Origin of the sequence: Streptomyces sp. NPDC008139, from assembly GCF_042957025.1 — a bacterium.
Lineage (GTDB): Bacteria > Actinomycetota > Actinomycetes > Streptomycetales > Streptomycetaceae > Actinacidiphila.
On the sequence record NZ_JBIBHM010000002.1, the window covers coordinates 529,585 to 550,652 of the forward strand.

Annotated in this window: 19 protein-coding genes; 7 read left to right on the top strand and 12 right to left on the bottom strand. The window is 71.6% G+C overall.

What is annotated here, in order from left to right; all coding sequences use genetic code 11:
* The first annotated feature begins 116 nt into the window (after nt 1-116).
* A complete protein-coding gene (locus ACFZBB_RS06290) occupies nt 117-1,373 on the top strand; it encodes a peptidase S8 (protein ID WP_391118336.1) in 1,257 nt (418 codons plus the stop codon).
* 75 nt (nt 1,374-1,448) lie between these two features.
* Here ACFZBB_RS06290 and ACFZBB_RS06295 read toward each other — a convergent pair whose 3' ends face one another.
* Complete coding sequence (locus tag ACFZBB_RS06295; RefSeq protein WP_391118338.1) at nt 1,449-2,351, bottom strand: oxygenase MpaB family protein; 903 nt, start codon at nt 2,349-2,351, stop codon at nt 1,449-1,451.
* Nucleotides 2,352-2,500: 149 nt separating this feature from the next.
* Between ACFZBB_RS06295 and ACFZBB_RS06300 the strand changes: the two genes are divergently transcribed.
* A complete protein-coding gene (locus ACFZBB_RS06300) occupies nt 2,501-3,097 on the top strand; it encodes a GNAT family N-acetyltransferase (RefSeq protein WP_391118340.1) in 597 nt (198 codons plus the stop codon).
* Here the strand turns inward: ACFZBB_RS06300 and ACFZBB_RS06305 are convergent.
* Genes ACFZBB_RS06305 through ACFZBB_RS06330 form a run of 6 tightly spaced genes read right to left on the bottom strand, consistent with a single transcriptional unit; the run spans nt 3,073 to nt 8,978 of the window.
* Entirely contained in the window at nt 3,073-3,513 is a 441-nt protein-coding gene (locus ACFZBB_RS06305; protein ID WP_391118342.1) for a GNAT family N-acetyltransferase, read from the bottom strand. The two genes, ACFZBB_RS06300 and ACFZBB_RS06305, sit on opposite strands and share 25 nt — an antisense overlap.
* Before the next feature lie 60 nt (nt 3,514-3,573).
* Nucleotides 3,574-4,791 carry an MFS transporter gene (locus ACFZBB_RS06310; protein WP_391118344.1) on the bottom strand — a complete coding sequence of 406 codons (1,218 nt, stop codon included), beginning with the start codon at nt 4,789-4,791 and terminating at the stop codon, nt 3,574-3,576.
* 5 nt (nt 4,792-4,796) lie between these two features.
* Complete coding sequence (locus ACFZBB_RS06315) at nt 4,797-5,399, bottom strand: GNAT family N-acetyltransferase (RefSeq protein ID WP_391118346.1); 603 nt, start codon at nt 5,397-5,399, stop codon at nt 4,797-4,799.
* Nucleotides 5,396-6,607, bottom strand: coding sequence for an alanine racemase (locus tag ACFZBB_RS06320; RefSeq protein ID WP_391118349.1), 1,212 nt, complete (start codon nt 6,605-6,607; stop codon nt 5,396-5,398). The genes ACFZBB_RS06315 and ACFZBB_RS06320 overlap by 4 nt, the downstream gene beginning before the upstream one ends.
* 8 nt (nt 6,608-6,615) lie before the next feature.
* Nucleotides 6,616-7,935 carry a DUF6271 family protein gene (locus ACFZBB_RS06325; RefSeq protein WP_391118351.1) on the bottom strand — a complete coding sequence of 440 codons (1,320 nt, stop codon included), beginning with the start codon at nt 7,933-7,935 and terminating at the stop codon, nt 6,616-6,618.
* The gene (locus ACFZBB_RS06330) at nt 7,917-8,978 is read right to left on the bottom strand and encodes a phytanoyl-CoA dioxygenase family protein (protein WP_391118353.1); all 1,062 of its coding nucleotides are present in this window, start codon (nt 8,976-8,978) and stop codon (nt 7,917-7,919) included. Before ACFZBB_RS06330 ends, ACFZBB_RS06325 begins: the two co-directional genes overlap by 19 nt.
* A 569-nt stretch (nt 8,979-9,547) precedes the next feature.
* On the opposite strand from ACFZBB_RS06330, the gene ACFZBB_RS06335 reads away from it, so the two are divergent.
* On the top strand, nt 9,548-11,059 hold the full coding sequence (locus tag ACFZBB_RS06335; protein ID WP_391118355.1) for a glycoside hydrolase family 3 N-terminal domain-containing protein: 1,512 nt from the start codon (nt 9,548-9,550) through the stop codon (nt 11,057-11,059).
* 119 nt (nt 11,060-11,178) lie between these two features.
* Nucleotides 11,179-12,141 (top strand): helix-turn-helix domain-containing protein, encoded by a 963-nt coding sequence (locus tag ACFZBB_RS06340; protein ID WP_391118357.1) that lies wholly within the window; start codon nt 11,179-11,181, stop codon nt 12,139-12,141.
* A gap of 66 nt (nt 12,142-12,207) precedes the next feature.
* On the opposite strand, the gene ACFZBB_RS06345 is transcribed toward ACFZBB_RS06340, so the two are convergent.
* From ACFZBB_RS06345 to ACFZBB_RS06365, 5 genes are all read right to left on the bottom strand, one after another.
* Nucleotides 12,208-13,677, bottom strand: coding sequence for an FAD-dependent oxidoreductase (locus ACFZBB_RS06345; protein ID WP_391118359.1), 1,470 nt, complete (start codon nt 13,675-13,677; stop codon nt 12,208-12,210).
* Nucleotides 13,674-13,970, bottom strand: coding sequence for a 2Fe-2S iron-sulfur cluster-binding protein (locus ACFZBB_RS06350; protein ID WP_391118361.1), 297 nt, complete (start codon nt 13,968-13,970; stop codon nt 13,674-13,676). Before ACFZBB_RS06350 ends, ACFZBB_RS06345 begins: the two co-directional genes overlap by 4 nt.
* Nucleotides 13,954-15,195, bottom strand: a complete 1,242-nt coding sequence (locus ACFZBB_RS06355) for an FAD-dependent oxidoreductase (RefSeq protein ID WP_391118364.1) — start codon at nt 15,193-15,195, stop codon at nt 13,954-13,956. Before ACFZBB_RS06355 ends, ACFZBB_RS06350 begins: the two co-directional genes overlap by 17 nt.
* Before the next feature lie 80 nt (nt 15,196-15,275).
* Nucleotides 15,276-16,277, bottom strand: a complete 1,002-nt coding sequence (locus tag ACFZBB_RS06360; RefSeq protein WP_391118366.1) for a proline racemase family protein — start codon at nt 16,275-16,277, stop codon at nt 15,276-15,278.
* Nucleotides 16,274-17,182 carry a dihydrodipicolinate synthase family protein gene (locus ACFZBB_RS06365; protein ID WP_391118369.1) on the bottom strand — a complete coding sequence of 303 codons (909 nt, stop codon included), beginning with the start codon at nt 17,180-17,182 and terminating at the stop codon, nt 16,274-16,276. Before ACFZBB_RS06365 ends, ACFZBB_RS06360 begins: the two co-directional genes overlap by 4 nt.
* A 440-nt stretch (nt 17,183-17,622) precedes the next feature.
* Between ACFZBB_RS06365 and ACFZBB_RS06370 the strand changes: the two genes are divergently transcribed.
* The 3 genes from ACFZBB_RS06370 to ACFZBB_RS06380 all read left to right on the top strand — a co-directional run bounded on the left by ACFZBB_RS06370 (nt 17,623) and on the right by ACFZBB_RS06380 (nt 20,947).
* Nucleotides 17,623-18,276 carry an FCD domain-containing protein gene (locus ACFZBB_RS06370; protein WP_391118371.1) on the top strand — a complete coding sequence of 218 codons (654 nt, stop codon included), beginning with the start codon at nt 17,623-17,625 and terminating at the stop codon, nt 18,274-18,276.
* 313 nt (nt 18,277-18,589) lie between these two features.
* A complete protein-coding gene (locus tag ACFZBB_RS06375) occupies nt 18,590-19,666 on the top strand; it encodes an ABC transporter ATP-binding protein (protein ID WP_355348415.1) in 1,077 nt (358 codons plus the stop codon).
* Nucleotides 19,667-19,765: 99 nt separating this feature from the next.
* The gene (locus ACFZBB_RS06380) at nt 19,766-20,947 is read left to right on the top strand and encodes an extracellular solute-binding protein (protein WP_391118373.1); all 1,182 of its coding nucleotides are present in this window, start codon (nt 19,766-19,768) and stop codon (nt 20,945-20,947) included.
* The last annotated feature ends 121 nt before the right edge of the window (nt 20,948-21,068 follow it).

Genomic DNA, 21,068 nt, shown 5'->3' on the forward strand with positions numbered 1-21,068 from the left:
ATTGACGTGACCGCGTCACCCATAGTGGCGGTTCGGTGCCTCAGTCACCCCACCTGGCACCGCAGGCACCACTGCATCCGCAGGCCCCCAGGTAACCCACCACAGGAGGCAGTTCGTTGCGCATCACCCTGAATCCGGCGATACGTCACGCCGGTCTACCCCTCACAGCGGTCGCCGCTCTGGCCGCTTCCGCGCTGGCCCTCACCCCGTCCGCCGTCGCGCAGACGCCGGCCGCCGCGCAGCCCGTCCACACCGCGCGGGCCTGTGCCACGCCCGCCAAGGCGGGCGACATGGCCTGTAAGGCGCTGCGCGTCACCAGCGGCACCGTGCACGCCGCGCGGACCACCACGGTCTCGCCGGACGCGGCCACCGCCGCCACGCCGTCGGGCTACGGTCCCACCGACCTGCGCGCCGCCTACGGCCTCACTTCGGCGGCGTCCACCAACGGCAGCGGCGAGACGGTCGCGATCGTCGACGCGTACGACGACCCCAACGCCGCCAGTGACCTGGCCGCCTACCGGTCGTACTACGGTCTGCCCGCCTGCACGGTGGCCAGCGGCTGCTTCAAGAAGGTGAGCCAGACCGGGTCCACCACGTCCCTGCCCAGCGCCGACTCGGGCTGGGCCGAGGAGATCTCGCTCGACCTGGACATGGCCAGCGCCATCTGCCCGAAGTGCAACATCCTTCTGGTCGAGGCCAGTTCCGCCTCCATGGCCAACCTCGGCAAGTCGGTCAACGAGGCGGTCGCCCTGGGCGCGAAGTTCGTCTCGAACAGCTACGGCGGTTCCGAGTCGTCCTCCGACACCAGCTACGACTCCTCGTACTTCAACCACCCCGGTGTCGCGATCACCGTCAGCGCCGGTGACTCCGGCTACGGCGCCGAGTACCCCGCGGCCTCGAAGTACGTGACCGCGGTCGGCGGCACCAACCTCAAGAAGTCGTCCACGACCCGCGGTTGGACGGAGACGGTCTGGTCCGGCTCCGGCTCCGGCTGCTCGGCCTACGACGCCAAGCAGTCCTGGCAGAAGGACACCGGCTGCTCCAAGCGGACCATCGCCGATGTCTCGGCGGTCGCCGACCCGGCCACCGGTGTCGCGGTCTACGACTCCTACGGCGTCACGGCCGGCTGGTACACCTTCGGCGGCACCAGCGTCTCCTCGCCGATCATCGCCTCGGTCTACGCGCTGGCGGGCAACCCGTCCTCCGGCTCGTACCCGACGTCCTTCCCGTACGCCCACACCACGGCGCTCAACGACGTGACCAGCGGTTCCAACGGAAGCTGCTCCGGCAGCTACCTGTGCACCGGCAAGGCCGGCTACGACGGTCCTACCGGTCTCGGCACCCCGATCGGGACGACGGCCTTCGCGGGCTGACCCTCCCGTTCCTCGCGGGCGGGGCGGACCGACAGCGGTCCGCCCCGCCCGTGCGCCGTCTTCAGGCCCCGCCCGTCAGCCTTCTGACGGCCCGTCGGACCGCCAGGCCGCCTCCGGAGCCATAGCCCAGCGGATCGTCCTGGTCAGACCGTGCCCCGCGAGCCGGACGCCGGTCGCCTCGGTGATCGGCAGATACGGCAGCCGCAGCGGGCTGCGGGCCCACGAAGGAAGCAGCCCCACCGCGCCCGCGGCCAGGATCGCGTACGGGCCGCGGGCGGCCCACGGCAGCGGCGGGTCGAGCAGCAGGAAACGCGCGGCGTCCCGCGCCTCGGCCGTGGACCGCAACTCCGGCCGGTAGGCGGCGAGCCGGGCGGTCAGCGCCGCCTGGTCGCGCGGCGGGTCGAGAACACCGAGGGCCTCCGCGACCCGCGCGGTGTCCGCCACGTAGGCGTCGCAGCCCGCCGCGTCCAACGGCCGCGCCCCGTACCGCTGATGAGCGCGCAGGAAACTGTCCACCTCGGCGACGTGCACCCAGCCCAGCAGATGCGGATCCGACGCCCGGTACGGCTCCCCGTCCGCGGTCGTGCCGCTGACGCGCGCGTGCACCGCCCGTACCTGCTCGACGGCCTGCCGGGCGTCCTCGGCGGTGCCGAAGGTCGTGACCGCGAGAAAGGTGCTGGTGCGCTGGAGACGGCCCCACGGATCTCCCCGGTAGCCGGAGTGCGCGGCCACCGCGGCCATCGCCAGCGGATGCAGCGACTGCAACAGCAGCGCACGCAAGCCGCCGATGAACATCGACGCGTCACCGTGCACCACACGGATCGGCCGCTCGGGACCGAACCACCGCGGCCCCCGCGCGTCCTGGATCCGCGCCCGGTTCTCCGGCCCCGAGGGCCCCGCCACCCGCGCCAGCAATTCCGCGCGCAACCGCTGCCGCACGGCTGCGACGCCGGGAATGTCCAGAATGCTGACGGCCATATCGCCACTGTACGACTCGGGCGTGAACACGGTCCCGCAGGGAGGTGTCGGCGGAGCCCCGCCGGAGATGATGTGGGAGGGAACGGGCGGCGGTACCCGGGCGCGGCGGCCCACGGAGGCAAGCACCTGCGCGGGAGAGGCGGAACGCGATGACGACGGCTGAGGCGGGCGCGCTCGGGGACGAGCTGCGCATCGAGCGGGCGCGCGCACTGGACCCCGCAGCGGCGCACGCGCTGCTGGCCCCGCTGGTCCAGGGCGGGGCTCCGCTCGGCTGGCTGGAGCCGCCCGGCCCCGACGAGGTCACGGCCCTCCTCGACCGGGTCCTGACCGCGGTACGGGCCGGTGACGGGTCGCTGCGCGCCGCGTATCTCGGCGGGGACCTGGTCGGCTTCGGCTACTGGCTGCGGTACACCCGCCCCACCCACCGCCCCCACGCCGACCTGGAGCGGCTCGCCGTGGACGGCGCCGCCCACGGCCACGGCATCGGCCGCGCCCTGACCGCGGCGCTCATCGCCGACGCCCGGCGGGCCGGGATCGAAGTGCTCACCCTCGACGCCCGTAGCGACAACACCCGCGCCATCGGCCTCTACAAATCACTGGGCTTTCGCGAGTACGGCCGCCTGCCGGACTTCGTGGCGGTCGGGCCGCGCCGCTACGACAAGGTGTTCCACATGCTCGACCTGCGCCCCGGCCGCCACGGCGGCGGCGCGGAGAACGCCGCTCAGGGCAGTCGCAGCGTCACGTAACGGATCGTGTCGCCCGGCAGCAGATACCGCTCGACCTCGACGAAGCCCCGCTTGAGCGCGAAGCGCAGCCCGTCCTCATTGGACTCCAGCACCACCGTCTCGACGCCGCCCGGCCGCAGCTCCCGCGCGTGCGCGAGCCCGCGCGCGTACAGCTCCCGGCCGAAGCCCCGCCCTCGGTGTGCGGCGAGGACCCGCGCGATGACCGTGACCACCGGCTCGTCTTCCGTGGGTGGCCGTACCGTCATGTTTCCGACGAGGACGTCGCCGAGGTAGGCGACCTCCAGGAGGTGGCGCCCGCTGCGCTCCCGGACGTCGTCCAGGGACAGCGGATGCGTGGGGACGACCGTGTTGTGGACGGCGCGCCAGTCCTGGACGAAGGCGTCGGGGCGCACGCGTTCGATGCGAAGTGTGCTCACCGGCACAGCGAAGCGCGCGCGCCCCGAGGCGTCAACCGTGATTCGGGGTGCGCCCGCGGCTCAGGCGGTCGACGTCCAGCGGATCTGCGTGCTGCACAGGGACACGACCAGCGCCGAGGCGGCCACGGCGGCCAGGCCCCAGACCAGACCGGTCGCGTTGGCGATGAAGCCGATCACCGGCGGCCCCGCGAGCAGCCCCGTCGTGCCCATCGTCGCGACCAGCGTCAGCGCGTCCGAGCCCTGACCGGCCGCCGCCACGTACACGCACGGCGTCACGGCGGCGATGCCCAGGCCGACCGCGGCGAAGCCGATCAGCGCCGGGACCACGCCGCCGCTGAGCAGCGCGAGGGCCAGACCCGCCGCGGCCAGGGCGCTGCCCGCGCGGACGATCAGGCCGTCACCCCAGCGGCTGCGCCAGCCGTCGGCGAAGAGCCGGGCGAGCACCATCATGACCGAGACGACGGCGATGCCCATGGGCGCCAGTTCGGCCGAGGCCTTGGCGACGTCCTTCATATAGATCGCCGACCAGTCGTTCATCGCACCCTCGGTGACCGTGCCGAAGGCCATCGCGCAGCCCATCCACAGGGTCATACGGGCGGGCAGCGTCCACTTGCCGCGGCTCTTGGCACCCCGCTCCTTCGCGACCGCGACCGCGTCCACGTCCTCCTTCTGCTCCTGCGCCTCGGCCGCCTCGTCCTTGACCGCGACCTGCTCCCGCGTCAGCAGCCCGGTCCTGGCGTAAGCGGTCAGCAGGAGCAACAGGACGGCGGCGGCGCCGAAGTGCACCGCCATCGTGGAGGTGACGGTGTTCATGCCGGAGGCGAGCAGGGCCGCGCCGAGCGAGCCGCTGCTGAAGGTCGCGTGCAGCTTGGCCATGGCGTTGCGCCGGTGGACGGCCTCCAGCGCGGCGCCCTGCGCGTTCATCGCCACATTGAGGCAGGCCACGAGCACACCGTCACAGCCCATGATGAGCAGCGCGACCGGGTAGTTCGGCATGACGGACAGCGGAATGAGCAGCAGCGTCAGGCCGACGGCCGAGAGCAGCGACAGCAGCCGCGAGCCCAGCCGCCGCATCAGCATCGCCACCAGCGGGAAAGCGGCGGCGGCGCCTATGCCGGTGGCCATCAGCAGCAGCCCCACCTGCGCGGCGGTCAGGTCCAGATGCGCCTTGATCGCGGGCAGCCGCGACGCCCAGGTGGCGTACTGGAAGCCCAGCGAGAAGAAGAGCGCCCCGATCGCCAACTGCCCGCGCCGGAACGGATCGTGAACGTGCAACACAGGCGTTATCCCACTTCGTTTCGCGTTGGTGCCCCGCTCAGCAGGCCGCTGGTCGGCGTCGGACTCTCGAGGTTCGGCGCGGTCGGCAGCGCCATGGACATGTACACCGAACCGGCCCCGTAGCTCTCGGAGTTCACGACCTCCTTCTGGGCGGCGAAGCCGTTCGCCGCCCAGAAGGTGTGACTGCCGCCGACCGCGACCAGCGACATCTGCTCGTACCCCTGCTGGAGCGCCCGCCCGGTGAGGTGGTGCAGCAGGCGTTTGCCCAGGCCCCGGCCGCGCAGATCCTCGGCGATGACGAGGTCGTGCACATGCAGATTGCGCGAGCGGAAGACCACCTCCTCGCCGCGGGCGAGGTCGGGCGCCTGCGAGACCGGGTACGGCAGCGCCAACAGGTAACCGGCGAGCCGCTGTTCGACGTCGAGGACGAAGCACGTCGTCGGCGACGCCCACGCCTTCGACTCCAGCGCGGCCCGCCCCTCGGACAGACCGAGGGAGGTGTAGGCGGCGGCCTCAAGCGCGACGAGGTCCGCCCAGTCGCCGTCGCCGACAGGGCGGACGCGCGCGTGATCCGTCACCGCGCGCCGGGGTGTCTCGCGGTCGCTCACCTGTCGTGCTCCTTCCGCGGGCGGGCCGGCCCGTCGCCCGCGCCGCGTACGCACACGTACGGCAGCGGGCTGAAGCCGTTGAACCCCTGGGTCATGTAACTGACGGCGTAGGCACCGCTGGACAGCACCCACACCGGGTCGCCCGACTCGACCGACTCGGGTACCGGGACCAGGCTGTGCTCGCGCGAATAGGCGTCGTCGCTGTCACAGGTCGGACCGGCCACGGTGGCCTCGACGCGCGGGGTGTCGGGGTGGGTGGGGAAGACCAGCCGGTACTGCAACTCGTCCATCTCGTACAGGCCGTTGAACTTCCCGCAGCTCAGGTAGAGCCAGCGGTGGGCCGTGCCGTCCGCCGTGTACCGGGTGGACAGCCGGGAGACATGCGCCCGGACGGCCCCGTGGTCGGCGACCAGATGGCGGCCCGGCTCCATCACGAAACCCAGGCCGTCGCCCGCCGCCTCCCGGCACCGCTGCATGCCCTCGCGGATGACGGCGAAGATCTTGTCGATCGGCGGGTCGAGCGGCCTGCCGCGCTTGTCGAGATAGCCGAGCGCGGGCAGGCCTCCGCCCAGATTGACGTACCGCGGCGGCATACCGCGCTCGCCGAGCACGGTCAGCGTGTCGACCAGTTGCTCGAACGCCCGCTGCCACGCTTCGGCCGTCATCTGCTGCGAACCGACGTGCACGGAGAGCCCGGCCGGCCGCAGCCCGGACTCCCGCGCCTTCTCCAGCACGGCCACGGCGTCCTCGGCCGAGCAGCCGAATTTGTTGCTCAGCCCCCAGAGCGCTCCGTCACCGTCGGTCGCCAACCGGCAGAACACCCGCGAGCCGGGGGCGTGCGCCGCGACGGCGGCGACGTCCTCCAGGCTGTCGGTGGCGAAGTCCCTGACACCGAGGCGATAGGCCGCCGCGATGTCCCGGTCCGACTTGACGGTGTTGCCGTAATGAATTCTCCCGACCGCGACGCCGGAGCGTACGGCCTGCTCGATCTCGTTGATACTCGCCGCGTCGAATCCGCTGCCTTTCGCGACAAGACAGGCGAGCACTTCGTCCACGGGACAGGATTTCATGGCGAAGCGCACCGCGACTCCCGGCAGCTCGCGCAGCAGGGAATCGTAGCGTTCCTCGATACCGCTGAGATCGAAGACGATCCGGTCCTCGGCGCTGGCCGAAAGAGCGGCGAACAGTGAGGCGTTCTCGTGCGTCATGTGCGGCGTCAGCCAGGCAGCCGCTGGAGTGTGTCGAGACCCGTTTCTCTGCTCGCCCGAATCATCGCCGACCACGTTTCCGTCAACAGGGCGTATTCCTCGATGTCCCCGCGGGCCTCGTCCAGCAACCGCTCGCGCCGTTCCGTGAGCGAGTCCGCGAATTCCGCGTACCTGCCGCCGAGCTTGCGGTAGGACCGGTCGAGGATGTCCAGCCGCTCCACATTCTCCGCACGGTCCAACAAGGCGCTGTCCCGCAGCAATTCGGCGACCGCGGCCACCCGTATCCGATGGTCGTCGTCCAGCAGCGCGGAACCGGCCTCGGCCATCCGGTCGTACACGGCGTTGAGATACAGCATCGACAGGAAGAATTTGGCGAAGCGCAATTGATACGCCATGAACCCGGCGTCCGTCTTCCGCTCACCGGTGTAGTAGTTGACGATGTTCCGGTTGTGCAGGACACCGGGCAGCGTCGCGTCGTGGACGAGGTGGATCAGGAAGTAGTCGCTGCCGATCGTGTCCGTCGCGGGCATCAACGGGACCTGCTCGTGGACCCCGTGGAAGGCGATGTTGCACATGTCGACCCGCATCGGGTCGACCAGGGTGAGCGTCGAGTGGTCGCCCGCGAAGGGCTCGTGCCCCGCGCCCTTGAAGGACTCGTCGACCAGTTCGCGCTTCTTCCGCGACGACCAGTGGACCGGCGCCCACAGCCCGACCACGTCGTAGTAGGCGTCGCGGTCGAGCCGGTGCATCTCCTCGATGTCGACGGACATCTCGCCGATGAAGGAACTGCCCACCATGGAGACGGTCTTGCCGGTGTGCGCGTCCGCCAGATCGGTCTCGGTCACCCCGGCCGCCGCGTCGCGCGCCCGCTTGCCGAGCGACAACAGCTCATGGTGGACGGGGAAGACCGGCAGACCGTCCACGGACTGGTAGCGGCTGTCGGAGTCCCTGCGGTGCACGGACTCGCAGCCCAGCGCCGCGGCGAGCAGGAACGCGCGGTTGGTGCAGGCGCCGTACGAGAGCCCGGCGGGCAGCATCAGATCGAGCATCAACTCGGGCTTGTCAGGCGCGGCCCGCTCGATGACCCGCCGCAGGAAGTCGCGCTGCTCCGCCTCGCCGAGGTGGTGCACGACGACGCCCGGTACGGCCGGCAGACCGCGCACGACCCGCGCGTGCTGCTCGCGGGCTCCGGCGTCGGAGGAGTCCAGGACCAGCAGACGCACCTCGACCTCGAAGTGCGTGGCGGCGTGGGCCGCCTCCTCGTGCACCGCCGATATCGTTGTCGCGCAGGGCCTGTTGGTGGGAAGCGTCAGGCAGATTCGGCGCATGTCCGCTCCCCGGTCCCCTGGTCCGCGGACGGCTGCTTCCAGGAGTCGCGGCCCAGCAGCTTGGCGCCCAGGTCGGTCAGCTCCGCGGGTCCGTACCGCAGGGACTCGTGCCGGGTGGCGTCGCCGACCAGCGTGCCGTTCCACTCCGGAGTGCTGAGCGTCCGCCAGGAGTTGACGCGCGAGTCCCGCAGCTCCTGGTGCGACTCCAGGGCGGGCATCATCGAGAGGTACTGGGCGGCGCGGACGCCGCTGTCCGAGGTGTTGGGCGCGACGCCGTGCGCGAGCAGCCCGTTCCAGATCAGCAGGTCACCGGCCTTGAGGTCGGGCTGGATGACGGGGTATTCGGCGTGGTCGACGCTCGGCCGGATCGGGTCGCGGTCCTCCGGCTGGAGCGCCTTCCACTCCTCGAACCGGTGGAAGAGGTCGGGCGCGCACTGGAAGCCGCCCTGGTCGGGCTTGGTGTCGTTGAGCGCGATGATTCCCTGGACGCGCTGCGGGAGCACCTCCAGCGTGGTGTCGATGTCCCAGTGCAGCTTGATGTCGAAGCCGCGCTCGGTCGGCGCGATGTGGGCGCGGTCCCGGTTCTTGATGTTGGGCGGGTTGAGGTTGAGCCGGTCCAGCGTCACCCACAGCTCTTCGCAGTCCCATACGTCGACGAAGGCGTCATAGACGCGCTGCGACTGCCGGCTGTCCCACATGAGCTGGTGCTGGTAGGCCTCGACGAAACCGTAGATGTGCAGTTCCCTGTCGAGATCCGAGCGGAACTCCCGCTCCTCGTACCAGGTGTCCGGGCGCGCCGGATCAAGTCCCTGGAAATTCCAGGCGAATTCCAGCAGCTCGTCCGCCGCGACGGCGGGTATCGCCTGCCGCACCACGACGTATCCGTAGGTCTGCCAGAAAGCGAAGTCCTCTTCCGACAGCACACGGAGTTTCTGTGTCTTGCGGAGGTTCCGCAGCGGAGTCGGTGTGAGGTAGGTCTCGCCGTCCGAGCTGAAGTACGGGCGTTCGGAGGAGGCTCGAAAAGAATGATCAGGCGCCGACAAAGCAGTCGCTCCAGGGTTCGGTTCTCTGACGCGGATCGCCCCCGGGCTTTCCTTCGGCCGGGACGGATCGGCCGTGTGGGGACAGGCAATCGCGTCCGGTGCCGAGAGTGGTTCTGGGCGACCGCCACTACATGTGCCTACGCCAAAGCACGGCGGAACCGTGCGTTGCCGTCGGTGGGCGAGTGGATGCGTACGGCAACGGACGTTCGCAACTTGCCCATCATTCATGGCACTACGCCGCGCTTGTCGCTCGCTGAACTCGCGTCCCACTAAAATGGATTAGACCAACCGCCCATGTCAACCGTGGAGTTGACGTGTCGCGGCGTCCGGAGGTGGCGATTCGGCCGCCTCGTCGCCGTGCGCGATCCGGGCCCTACCACGGGTGACGTGGCCTTCCCGGCGGCGACGGATCAGGTCAGGCGCGGTCTCCCGGACGCCCCGGCCGATGCGGCCGGTGTGCGCGCGTCAGGCACTTGACACCCCAGATCACGCTGGGCGAGTATCCGGATGGTCTGTACCAATGTCCGCCGTGTCACAAATGCGTTGGCTCTACGTGGAAGGCCCAGTTGATGTCCTCCAGCACGCCCGACAAGGAGCTGCGACGACTCGCGCTCTCCGTTCTCCAGCCCGGCTTCGTGGGGACGGAGGCGCCGGAGTGGGTGCTGCGGGCCATCGGTGACGGCCTGGCCTCCGTCGTCCTCTTCTCGCGCAACATCGCCTCGCCCCAGCAGGTGGCCCGGCTGACCGCGCAACTGCGCGCCGAGAACCCCGCGTTGATCATCGCGATCGACGAGGAAGCCGGGGACGTCACCCGTATCGAGTCCTCGACCGGCTCCACCCGGCCCGGCAACTTCGCGCTCGGCGCCGTGGACGACCCCGACCTCACCGAGTCCGTCGCCCGCGACCTCGGGCGCCAACTGCACGCCGCCGGCGTCAGCCTCAACTACGCGCCCAGCGTGGACGTCAACTCCAACCCGGACAACCCGATCATCGGGGTGCGCTCCTTCGGCGTCGACGCCGGTCTGGTCGCCCGGCACGCGGGCGCCTGGATCCAGGGCCTCCAGTCGGCCGGAGTCGCCGCCTGCGCCAAGCACTTCCCCGGTCACGGGGACGTCGCCGTCGACTCCCACCACGGCCTGCCCAGCTATGACGCCGACCTCGCGACCATCGCCGCCCAGGCCCTGCCGCCCTTCGAGGCCGCCGTCCGCGCGGGCGTGCGCGCCGTGATGAGCGGTCACCTCCTCGTTCCCGCCTACGACCCGCACGTTCCGGCCACCCTCAGCAGCCGCATCCTCGACGGGCTGCTCCGCAAGGAACTCGGCTTCGACGGCCTGATCGTCACCGACGCCATCGAGATGGGGGCCGTGACCGACCGCTACGGCATCGACGGCGCCACGGTGAAGGCCGTCGTCGCGGGCTGCGACGCGGTCTGCGTCGGCGGCGAGAACTCCGGGGCCGACACCGTCGACCTGCTCACCGACGCGCTCGCCGACGCCGTACGGTCGGGCGACCTCACGCAGGCGCGGCTGGAGGAGGCGTCCGAGCGGGTCCGCGCCTTCGCCGAGTGGTCGACCGGCCTGGCGCGAGCGGTTCCGGTCAATCCGGTCAGCGGCGACATCGGTTACGTCGCCGCCCGCCGCGCCATACGCCTCGGCGGCTCCGCGGGCGACGTCCTCCCGCTGACCGCGCCCCCGCACGTGGTCGAACTGGTGCCGTCCACCAACCTGGCCATCGGCAAGGAGACCCCGTGGGGCGTCGCGGCCCCGCTGCGCGAGCGGCTGCCCGGCACCACCTTCGTCCGCGTCCACCACCAGGAACTCGCCGCCGACGCCGCCCTCCTGGAGTCGTACGCGCTCGCGCCCGCCGCCGGGCGCCCGCTGGTCGTCGTCGTCAGGGACGCCTCCCGCAACAAGTGGATGGGCCGCGCGCTCGACGAACTCGCCGGGGCACGCCCGGACGCGATCGTCGTCGAGATGGGCCTGCCGGGCGACTCCGTCCAGGGCGCCGCGCAGATCTTCACCCACGGCGCGACGGCCGCCTCCGGAGTCGCCGCGGCGGAAGTCCTGGTGGGCGCGCGGTAGTCGGGCCGGGCCCCGGCGGGGTCCGACGACCACCGGGGGATACTTGGCCCGAGGTGGTCCGCGGCCGGAGACTCCGGGACGCGGTCACCGCGGTCCGAGGGGGAGCCATGATGCGGACGATGTTCGATCGTGACGATCTGTCGCCGCCGGACCGGCTGGCGGCCCTCAATGAGCTGTTCGTCACCAGCGAGCACCCGATGAGCCTGTCCAGCCGGGAGGCGGCGGACTTCGGGGCGTCGGCCAGGACCGTCGACCTCGCGGCGGTGAACGTGGTCGAGCTGAGGGTCTCGCCCTCGCAGGTCGTCCGCACGCCGAAGATGGTGCGGCAGGCGGATCCGGAACTCCTCTGCCTGGCCATGGCGGCGACGGGCAAGCTCGTCATGAGCCAGCTCGGCCGCGAGGCGGTCCTGGAGGCGACGGACATCGCCCTCTACGACAGCTCGCGCCCCTTCGGACTCCAACTCGGCGCGGGCGGCGAGCCCACCACACTCGTACGTGTCCACATCCCGCGCGCACAGCTCGGACAGCCCGCCGACCGGATCGAACGCCTGCTGGCCCGGCCCCTGCCGGGACAGGCCGGATTCGCGGGCATGCTCGTGCACTTCCTCACCGGCCTGACCACGCAGGCGGCCTACCGCCCCGACGACCTCGGGCGGCTGGCCCGTATATCCGAGGACCTGCTCACCGCCGTCGTCGCCCACCATCTCGACGCGGAAGCCGCCCTCCGCGAGGACTCACGCCGACGCACACTCCTGCTGAGCGTCGAAGCCTTCGTCCAGCAGCATCTGCACGACCCCGACCTCTCGCCGAGCCGCATCGCCGACGCCCTGCACGTCTCCGTCGGCTACCTCCACCGGCTCTTCACCACGCGCGAGACCACCCTCGCCGCCTGGATCCGCCGCCTCCGCCTGGAGCGCGCCCGCCGGGACCTGCGCGACCCCGCCCTCCAGGACATCCCCATTCACCGCATAGCCGCCCGCTGGGGATTCAAGGACCACTCCACCTTCACCCGCTCCTTCCGCACCGCCTACCACCTCTCGCCCCGCGACTACCGCCACGCGACGGGGAGCGGCGAACCGTAAACGGCTGGGCTCGGCGGCACCATGTCGTGCCGCATGCCCTGAGTACGCCATGGCTGAGCGCGCCTCTTACGCGTGAGGACTGTTCCCGTCGCCGTCCCCGTCCGCCGCCGCGATCTCGCCCAGCGGCACGGGGAAGGCCAGCGGGCGGGCGGCCAGGCCGCGGTGGTCGGCGGCGGTGGCGGGGCGGCCGGTGAGGGCGGCGCTGATCGCGGTGGTCGCGAAGCCGCACACGCGGCCCTGGCACATGCCCATACCGGGGCGGGCGAGCTGCTTGAGGGTGCGCGGGTCGTCCGCGCCCAGCGTGCGGTGGGCCTCGTCGAGCGCCGCGAAGGTGACCTCCTCGCAGCGACAGACGACCGTGTCGGGCGTGAGCCACGCCGTCCAGTGCGCCGGGACCGGATGGGCGGTGTGCATCGCCGCGGCGAAGCGGCGACCTCGACGGATGCCCGACCGCAGACGGCGTACGGCGCCGCGGTCGTAGGACCGGCCCAGGTCGGCGGCCACGGCGAGGCCGCTCAACCGGCCCTCGCGCAAGGCGAGCGCGGCGCCCCCGACCCCGGTGCACTCCCCGGCGAGGTAGACGCCGGGCACGCTCGCGCGCTGCCACGCGTCCACCACCGCGACCAGTGAGCCGTCCACGTCCACCCGCGTCCGTGCGCCCAGTGCCAGCGGCAGTTCGAGAGCGGGGGTGAAACCCCAGCCGAGCGCCACCAGATCCGCCGCGACCTCGGTGGCGCGCGCGGTGACGGGGCGGCCGTCGCGACCCAGCGGCGCCACCCGGACCGCGCGGACGCGCGTCCCGCCGAGGATGTGGGTGACGACGGTCCTCGTCCGGTACGGGATACGGTGGCGCGCCAGCAGCGCCGCGTACCGCGCCGCCTCCACCGCCTTGGCCGGTTCCCGCGCCGCGCCGCCGGCCTCGCGCAGCCAGCCGCGCAGCGCGTTCGCCTCGCAGACCAGGGGTACCTCCGCCCCGGCCGCGGCGAGGCCCGTCGCCACCGGGAGCAGGAAGGGGCCGGTCCCGGCCACCACCGCGCGCCGCCCGGCCAGGGTGCCGTCCGCCTTGAGCAGCGCCTGCACGCCGCCCGCCGCCATGACACCGGGCAAGTCCCAGCCGGGAATGGGTAGTTGGCGGTCGTATCCGCCCGGACAGAGCACCTGGGCGCGCGCGGCCACCGTCACGGCCGGTGCGCGGGCCGTGTCGTGCGCGGGCCGGGTCCTGAGAGTGAAGCCGTCGGCCCCGCGCTCGGCCCGCCAGACCTGCCGGCCGTACAGCGTCCGTACCCCGGCTCGGGACAGCCGCTCCGTCAAGTCCGCGTACGTGCTCAGGTGGTGGTGTCCCTCGTCGGCGCGCGGTCCCGCCGGTCCGTGCCGCCAGAACTGGCCGCCGGGGCGCGCCGCCGCGTCGACCAGGACGACGCTCAGCCCGGCCTCGGCGGCGGTCACCGCCGCGGCCAGCCCCGCGGGACCCGCGCCGACCACCGCGACCTCGGCCCGCGCGACCTCGGTTTCCGCCGTCGTGGCGCCGCGCGTCATCGGTCGGTGCCTTCGTACGTGGCGGGCGCCGTCTCCAGCCGCATGCCGTCGGCCGCGGGCACCTGGCAGGCGCGCTGGTCGCGGTGGCCGTCCACGGTGATCAGGCAGTCGAAGCAGACGCCGATCCCGCAGAACAGGCCGCGCGGTCGGCCCTCGACGCGGGTCGACCGCCAGGCGACGATGCCCGCCGCCATCAGAGCGGAGCCGACGCTCCGGCCCTCGCGCGCCGGGACCGGCCGGCCGTCGAGGAACACGGTGCAGGGCGCCGCGAGGTCGTCAGCGTGAGGGGGCACGGGGTTCCTCCTGCGGTTCCTCGGTGGGCGGGCTCGTGTCGAAGCGCTCGGGGGCGAAGGGCGCGAGATCCAGCGGTACGGCCTGGCCGGTCAGCGCACCGATGAGCAGGCTGGCCGTGCCCGCCGACAGACCGATCCCGGCGCCCTCGTGCCCGCAGGCGTGCCACAGCCCCGGAGCCCGCGGGTCGGGCCCGATCACCGGCAGGTGGTCGGGGCAGTAGGGGCGGAAGCCGACGTAGGAGCGCAGCGCCGGGACCGAGGCCAGGAACGGGAAGAGCGCGATGGCCTTGCGGGCCAGCGCCGCGGGGACAGCGGGGGAGAGCTGCCGGTCGAAGCCGACGCGTTCGCGCGAGGAGCCGATCAGGACGGTGCCCGCGCGGGTGCCCTCCACGACGGGCGACGTCTGGAGTGCGGCGTCGCCGCTGGCCACATCGGCGACGTACTCGGCGGCGTAGACCTTGTGCCGGATGACGAGGGGGAGCGGCCGGGTGACCAGGACGGCGCCGCGCCGGGGGAGCACCGGCACCCGTACTCCGGCCAGCGCCGCCACGTCGCCCGCCCACGGGCCCGCCGCGTTGAGCACGGCCGGGGCGTGCACCGGACCGCGGTGGGTGTCGACGCCGGTGATCCGTTCCCCGGACGTGCGGAAACCGGTGACCTCCGTGCCGGTCCTGACCCGCGCGCCCGCCTCACGGGCCAGGCGCAGCAGGTGCGCGACGACGAGCACGGGCTGCACCTGGGCGTCCTGCGGGTAGAACGCGCCGGAGACCAGCTCCCGTGACAGCAGCGGTTCGTAGCCGGGCAGTTCGTCGCCGGACACCTCGACCGCCTCGACGCCGAGGGTGCGCTGATGCCGTACGAGCGTGGCCAGGGTCCCCGAACCCTCCGCGGTGGCGGCCACGACGAGACCGCCCTTGGGCTCGTACTCCCACAGGCCGGCGTGTTCCGCGAGGTCGTCACGCCACACGCGCAGCGAGAGCAGGGCCAGATCGAGTTCGGGGCCCGGCTCCTTGTCGGAGACCAGCAGATTGCCCTCGCCCGCGCTGGAGGTGCCGCCCGCCAGCGGACCGCGGTCCAGGACCGTGACGTCGAGACCGGCGCGCGCCGCGAAGTACGCGGCGGCGGCCCCGATCACGCCCGCGCCGATGACGACGAGGTCCGCGGTGTCGGACGCCGTGGCCGGGCGCGGCGCCGTTCGCGACGCGGGCGGGTGCGGTGTGCGCATGGCGGCCTTCCCGGTCGCAGGTCAGGGGCGGGGCGTGGGGTCCACCGGCGGGTGTGGACGCGGGGTCCACCGGCAGGGCACTACAGGAGGAATCCCGCGGGAAAGGGGTCGTCGGGGTCGAGCATGTACTGGGCGGTACCGGTGATCCATGCCCGCCCGGTGACGGTCGGTACCACCGCGGGGACGCCGCCGACCTCGGTCTCCTCCACCAGACGGCCGACGAAGCGGGTGCCGATGAACGACTCGTTCACGAAGTCGGTGTTCAGCGCAAGCTCCCCGCGGGCGTGCAACTGCGCCATCCGCGCGCTGGTCCCCGTACCGCACGGGGAGCGGTCGAACCAGCCGGGGTGGATGGCCATGGCGTGCCGGGAGTGGCGGGCGGTGGAGCCGGGCGCGGTGAGATAGACGTGGTGGCAGCCGCGGATGTCAGGGCGCTCCGGATGGACCGGCTCGTCGGCCTCGTTGATCGCCGCCATGACGGCCAGGCCCGCCTCCAGCAGCCGTCCGCCCTCCCGCCGGTCGAAGGGCAGTCCGATCCGCTCCAGGTCGACGACGGCGTAGAAGTTGCCGCCGAAGGCGAGGTCGTAGCCCACCTCGCCGAGGCCGGGCACGGTGACGGTCCGGTCCAGCGCGTGCGCGTAGGAGGCGACATTGCGCAGCGTCACCGACCTGGCGGCGCCGTCCTCGACCGCCACCTCCACGGTGACCAGCCCCGCCGGGGTGTCCAGCCGGATCACGGTGACCGGTTCGCGGACCTCCACCATGCCGGTCTCGACCAGCACGGTCGCCACCCCGATGGTGCCGTGGCCGCACATGGGCAGCACCCCGGACACCTCGATGAACAGCACACCCCAGTCGGCGTCGGGCCGGGTCGGGGGCTGGAGGATCGCACCGCTCATCGCGGCGTGCCCGCGCGGTTCGTACATCAGCAGGGTGCGCAGATCGTCCTTGTTGGCCATGAACCACGTACGCCGCTCGGCCATGGTGCTGCCCGGCAGGACGCCCACGCCGCCGGTGATCACACGGGTCGGCATGCCCTCGGTGTGGGAGTCGACGGCGTGGAAGACGCGCCGCGCCCTCATCGGCAGCCCTCCGCGATCGCGGCCTTCGTCAGCTCGGTGATCCGCGCGGCGACGTCGTCGGGCAGCGGACCGCGCGGCGGACGGCAGGGGCCGCCGTACCGTCCGGCCATATCCATGGACAGCTTGATGGCCTGGACGAATTCCGTCTTGGAGTCCCAGCGCAGTAGCGCGTGCAGCGAGCGGTAGAGGGCGATTCCGGCCGGTACGTCGGCGGGGTCGTCCGACGTGATCAGACGGAACATCTCGACGGTGGTGGCCGGGAAGGCGTTGGTGTAGCCCGCGATCCAGCCGACCGCGCCCGCGAGCCCCAGCTCCAGCACCATGTCGTCGGCGCCGACGATCAGGTCCAGGCCCGGCGCGGACTCGGCCAGCAGATAGGCGCGGCGCGGATCGCCGCTGAACTCCTTGACCGCCACGATCAGATTCTCGGCGTGCAGTTCGGCGAGCAGGTCGGGGGTGAGGTCGACCTTGGTGTCGATGGGGTTGTTGTACGCGACCACGGGCAGTCCGACCCGCGCGGCCTCGCGGTAGTGGGCGACGACGTCGGAGCGCGAGGCTCGGTAGGAGTTGGGCGGCAGCAGCAGGACGGAGGCGGCGCCGGCCTCCGCCGCTCGCTCGATCCACCCGCAGACCTCCCGTGACCCGTACGCGGCCACGCCGGGCATCACCCCGAACCCCTCGGGGGCCGCCTCGATCGCGGTCCGCATCACGCGGGTCCGCTCGTCGATGCTGAGGGTCTGGTACTCGCCGAGCGAACCGTTGGGGCACACGCCGTGGCAGCCGCCGTCGGCCAGGAACCGGACGTGCTCGCCGTACGCGTCGAGGTCGACCGAACCGTCGTGGCGGAACGGGAGCGCGGTGGCGACGTAGACCCCGCGCCAGGGCTGCGCCTGGGTGTCGGGCATGCGGTTCTCCTCACGGGAAGGGCGGACGCGCCGCCTCGGCGGTGCGAGGACGACGGGGGCCCGGCGGGCGAACGAGGGCTCGCGGGCCGCGCGTTGGGCGCCTGGAGCTGACGGGGGCGCCGCTGCGGGAGCCCGGATCGGTGGTGCGCAACGGGCTACGGACCGGCCGCCGGGACCGCGGGCGCTGCGCTGTCACAGTAGCTGTGCAATGGCACTGACGCCAGACCCCGACGGATCTTCGAGCGAACAGCGCGGGGACGTGCGCCTTTGCCCCTTTCATTCCCGGCTCGCGCATCCGTGGATATCATTGCGCCGCACAATGAAACCTCATTGACCCTCCGCCCTGTCGCCGCCGCGCCCCGCCCGGCTGTCATCCTGACCCCGGACAGACGATGCGCCGGCCGAGCGGCGGGGTGCGGGAGAGCCGAAGGGCGGGGCACGTGAGCGGTGGGCAGAGCGCCGACGGCCGGGAGACGCAGCGGGACCGGGTGCGCAACGAGCTGCGCGCCGCCGTGGTCTCCGGGGACCTGATCCCGGGCGCGGTCTACTCCGCTCCCAGCCTGGCGGCGCGCTTCGGCGTGTCCTCCACCCCGGTGCGGGAGGCCATGCTCGACCTGGTCAAGGAAGGGCTCGCGGTGGCCCAGCCCAACAAGGGCTTCCGGATCACCGAGGTCTCCGACCAGGACCTGGACCAGATCACCGCCGTCCGCCTGCTGATCGAACCGCCCGCCGTACGCGCCGTCGTCCCGCTGGTCCCCGCCGCCGACCTGCCCCTGCTGCGCACGCTCGCCGAGCACATCGTCGTCGCCGCGCGCGCCGGTGACCTGGTCGGATACATCGAGGCCGACCGGATCTTCCACCTCACACTGCTGGGCTACACCGGCAACCGGCACCTGGTGAACGTCGTCGCGGGTCTGCGCGCGCGGACCCGGCTGCTGGGCCTCGCGCCGCTGCTCGCCGACGGCAGCCTCGTCGAGTCGGCGATGGAGCACCACCAGCTCACGGACTTCGTGGAGTACGGCGACGCGGTGGGCGCCGAGCTGATGATGCACCGGCACATCGGGCACGTCCGGGGGCTCTGGGCGGCGCGCTGACGTCCCTTCCGTCCGCGTAACACAGGTTTTACCGGGCGGATCGGACGAAATTTTCTCCCCGCCCCCGCGGCGCTCCGCGCGGGCTCGGCCCCGTGCGGCCCGGGGAGTCAACTCGCAGGTGGCGGGCGGGTGTTGAGCGCCCGGGCGACGATTTCCCGACCCGCTCGCGAGCCCGGTCGGATGGCTTGAACAGTGCCCTGTGCGTCGTCGCCGATTCAAGAACTTCGTGATCGACCGTTGACCGCACCCTTGTCACTCACTTAGCGTCCTGCTCACCCCAGTGGAAGCCAAGTTCCAATGAATGGAAGTTCAGGTGAACGCTGTGAACCCGGACGATCCGTCGGCCCTCGACGCCCGATTGACCAATGTCAGCAAGACCTATCCCGGCGGCGAGACCGCGGTGACCAGCATGAACCTCGGTGTCAGGCGAGGCGAGTTCTTCTCGCTCCTGGGACCGTCGGGATGCGGCAAGTCCACCACGCTGCGGATACTCGCCGGTCTCGAACAGCCCACGGAAGGCACCGTCGCCATCGCGGGCAAGGACATGACCGGAGTGCCGCCCAACAAGCGGCCGACCAACCTGATCTTCCAGAGACTGGCGCTCTTCCCGCACCTCACCGTGGCCGAAAACATCGCTTTCGGTCCGAAGATACGCCGCCAGTCACGGGCGGAGATCCGGTCGACCGTCACCGACATGCTGGACCTGGTCGACCTCGCGGGTTACGCCAACCGCAAACCCGCCCAGTTGTCCGGCGGCCAGCAGCAGCGGGTGGCGATCGCCCGCGCCCTGGCCAACAAGCCCGCCGTACTGCTGCTCGACGAACCCCTGGGCGCGCTGGACCTGCGGCTGCGGGTGCAGATGCAGCGCGCCCTGAAGCAGATCCAGCAGGAGTCAGGGACCACCTTCGTCTTCGTCACCCACGACCAGACCGAGGCGTTCACCATCTCCGACCGGATCGCCCTGATGAACCAGGGCCGTGTCGAGCAGGTCGGCCGGCCCGACGAGCTCTACGACCGCCCCGCCACCGAATTCGTCGCCACGTTCCTCGGCGACACCAACATCATCCGCGGCGCCGTCGCCGACCGGGTGCTGCGCGCGGACGGCTTCACCTGCCGCACGCCGGGGCCCGGCACGGCGCTGTCGGTCCGGCCCGAGGCCATCGCCATGCGGCCCCGGCTGACCAGCGACTTCGACAACCGCTTCACCGCCCGCGTCACGGACCTGACCTTCCAGGGAGCGAGCATCCGCTTCCAGGTGGCCGTGGCCGACTCCAGGCAGGAACTGGTCGTACAACTCCCCGCCAAGGATGCACGGGGGATCGCCACAGGGGACGAGGTCGAGATCGGCTGGCCGTCTGACGCCGCCGTCATGCTCGGCGCCGACTCCTAGGACTCGTCCGCGCGACGGGCCACAGGGCCTGTCCGCGCGACAGTCCTGGCCGAGCGCGGGCCCACCACCAGAAGTGCTGTGACCACCCAGGGAGAGACCATGCACAGCAACACGGGCAGATCGAACGGGGACAAGGCGGCGGCGGCCGGAGCCGCGTCGCCCGCAGGGGAAGGCACCGGCCGTACCCCGGTGTCGCGGCGCTCGCTGCTGACCGGCGGCGGCGCGGTGGCGGCCGGACTGTTCCTGGCCGCCTGCGCCTCGAACAAGCAGCCCGGCACGTCGACGAGTTCGGGCGCGGGCAAGGGAGCGGGCAAGAAGCTCACCATCACCATGACCCCCTTCGCGGGCGCCGATCTCGGCCTCATGCCCAGGGAGTTCGCCAAGGAGTACCAGGACAAGCACCCCAACGTACAGATCAAGATCGACGACACGCTCAACCTCGCCAAGCAGACCGCCGCCTACCAGGCGAATCCGCACAAGCCGCTGAACAACCTGGTCTTCTCCAACGGCGGTGCGACGGCCACCGGCAAGGCCACCGGTATGTACCTCAAGCTGGACTACAGCAAGATCCCCAACACCTCACAACTGCATGCCCAGTTCGTCGAGCGCGACCACTGCGGTGTGGTGTTCGGCGCCGACCAGATGGGGCTGGTCTACAACACCAAGACCTACCCCAAGGGCTTCGCGTCCTGGACCGACCTGTGGTCGCCCGACCAGCGCGGAAAGCTCTGTTTCTTCACCATCCCCTGGTGGGCCATCGGCATGGCCGCCAAGCTCAACGGCGGCGGCTGGGACAACATGGACCCCGGTTTCAAGCTGTGGATCGAGCACGCCAAGAACATCCGCACGATCGTGACGGCCAACCCCCAGTTCCTCAACGTGCTCTCCACCAGCGAGGCCCCGCTGACCTCGCACTACCTGGGCACCTCGACGGCCTGGCACGCCCAGGGCGCGCCGCTGGGCTTCAGCCGTCCCACCGAGGGCGCCTTCTTCGACCCGGTCGGCGTCAACATCAACTCCGGTTCCTCCGACGACCAGCTCGAGGTCTGCTACGACATCGTCAACGAGATGCTCCAGCCCAAGTGGAACCAGCGCTGGGTGGACACCTCGGTCGAGATCCCCGCCTCCAGCACCTCGAAGCTGACCCCGAAGCTCCAGGCCATCCCGGCCATCGCCGCCGGCCCCGACCAGAAGTTCGTGGACGTCGACTGGGACACCGTCGGCAAGAACATGGCCGCCTGGACCGCGCGGTGGAACGAGGAAGTCGTCTCCAAGATCTGACGGCCCCGTTCGTACGACTCAGTTCTGACGGCTCCAGTTCTTACGGCTCAGCTCTCACGGACCGGTTCCCACAGCCCAGTTCTCACGGCTCAGCCCCGACGACGTCCACCCACGACCGGAA

What these genes read in the sequence shown, in the direction of transcription:
- ACFZBB_RS06345 (WP_391118359.1), bottom strand. Translation starts at nt 13,677, where the DNA reads ATGACGCGCGGCGCCACGACGGCGGAAACCGAGGTCGCGCGGGCCGAG.
- ACFZBB_RS06360 (WP_391118366.1), bottom strand. Translation starts at nt 16,277, where the DNA reads ATGAGGGCGCGGCGCGTCTTCCACGCCGTCGACTCCCACACCGAGGGC.
- ACFZBB_RS06355 (WP_391118364.1), bottom strand. Translation starts at nt 15,195, where the DNA reads ATGCGCACACCGCACCCGCCCGCGTCGCGAACGGCGCCGCGCCCGGCC.
- ACFZBB_RS06300 (WP_391118340.1), top strand. Translation starts at nt 2,501, where the DNA reads ATGACGACGGCTGAGGCGGGCGCGCTCGGGGACGAGCTGCGCATCGAG.
- ACFZBB_RS06380 (WP_391118373.1), top strand. Translation starts at nt 19,766, where the DNA reads ATGCACAGCAACACGGGCAGATCGAACGGGGACAAGGCGGCGGCGGCC.
- ACFZBB_RS06320 (WP_391118349.1), bottom strand. Translation starts at nt 6,607, where the DNA reads ATGACGCACGAGAACGCCTCACTGTTCGCCGCTCTTTCGGCCAGCGCC.
- ACFZBB_RS06295 (WP_391118338.1), bottom strand. Translation starts at nt 2,351, where the DNA reads ATGGCCGTCAGCATTCTGGACATTCCCGGCGTCGCAGCCGTGCGGCAG.
- ACFZBB_RS06365 (WP_391118369.1), bottom strand. Translation starts at nt 17,182, where the DNA reads ATGCCCGACACCCAGGCGCAGCCCTGGCGCGGGGTCTACGTCGCCACC.
- ACFZBB_RS06325 (WP_391118351.1), bottom strand. Translation starts at nt 7,935, where the DNA reads ATGCGCCGAATCTGCCTGACGCTTCCCACCAACAGGCCCTGCGCGACA.
- ACFZBB_RS06340 (WP_391118357.1), top strand. Translation starts at nt 11,179, where the DNA reads ATGTTCGATCGTGACGATCTGTCGCCGCCGGACCGGCTGGCGGCCCTC.
- ACFZBB_RS06335 (WP_391118355.1), top strand. Translation starts at nt 9,548, where the DNA reads ATGTCCTCCAGCACGCCCGACAAGGAGCTGCGACGACTCGCGCTCTCC.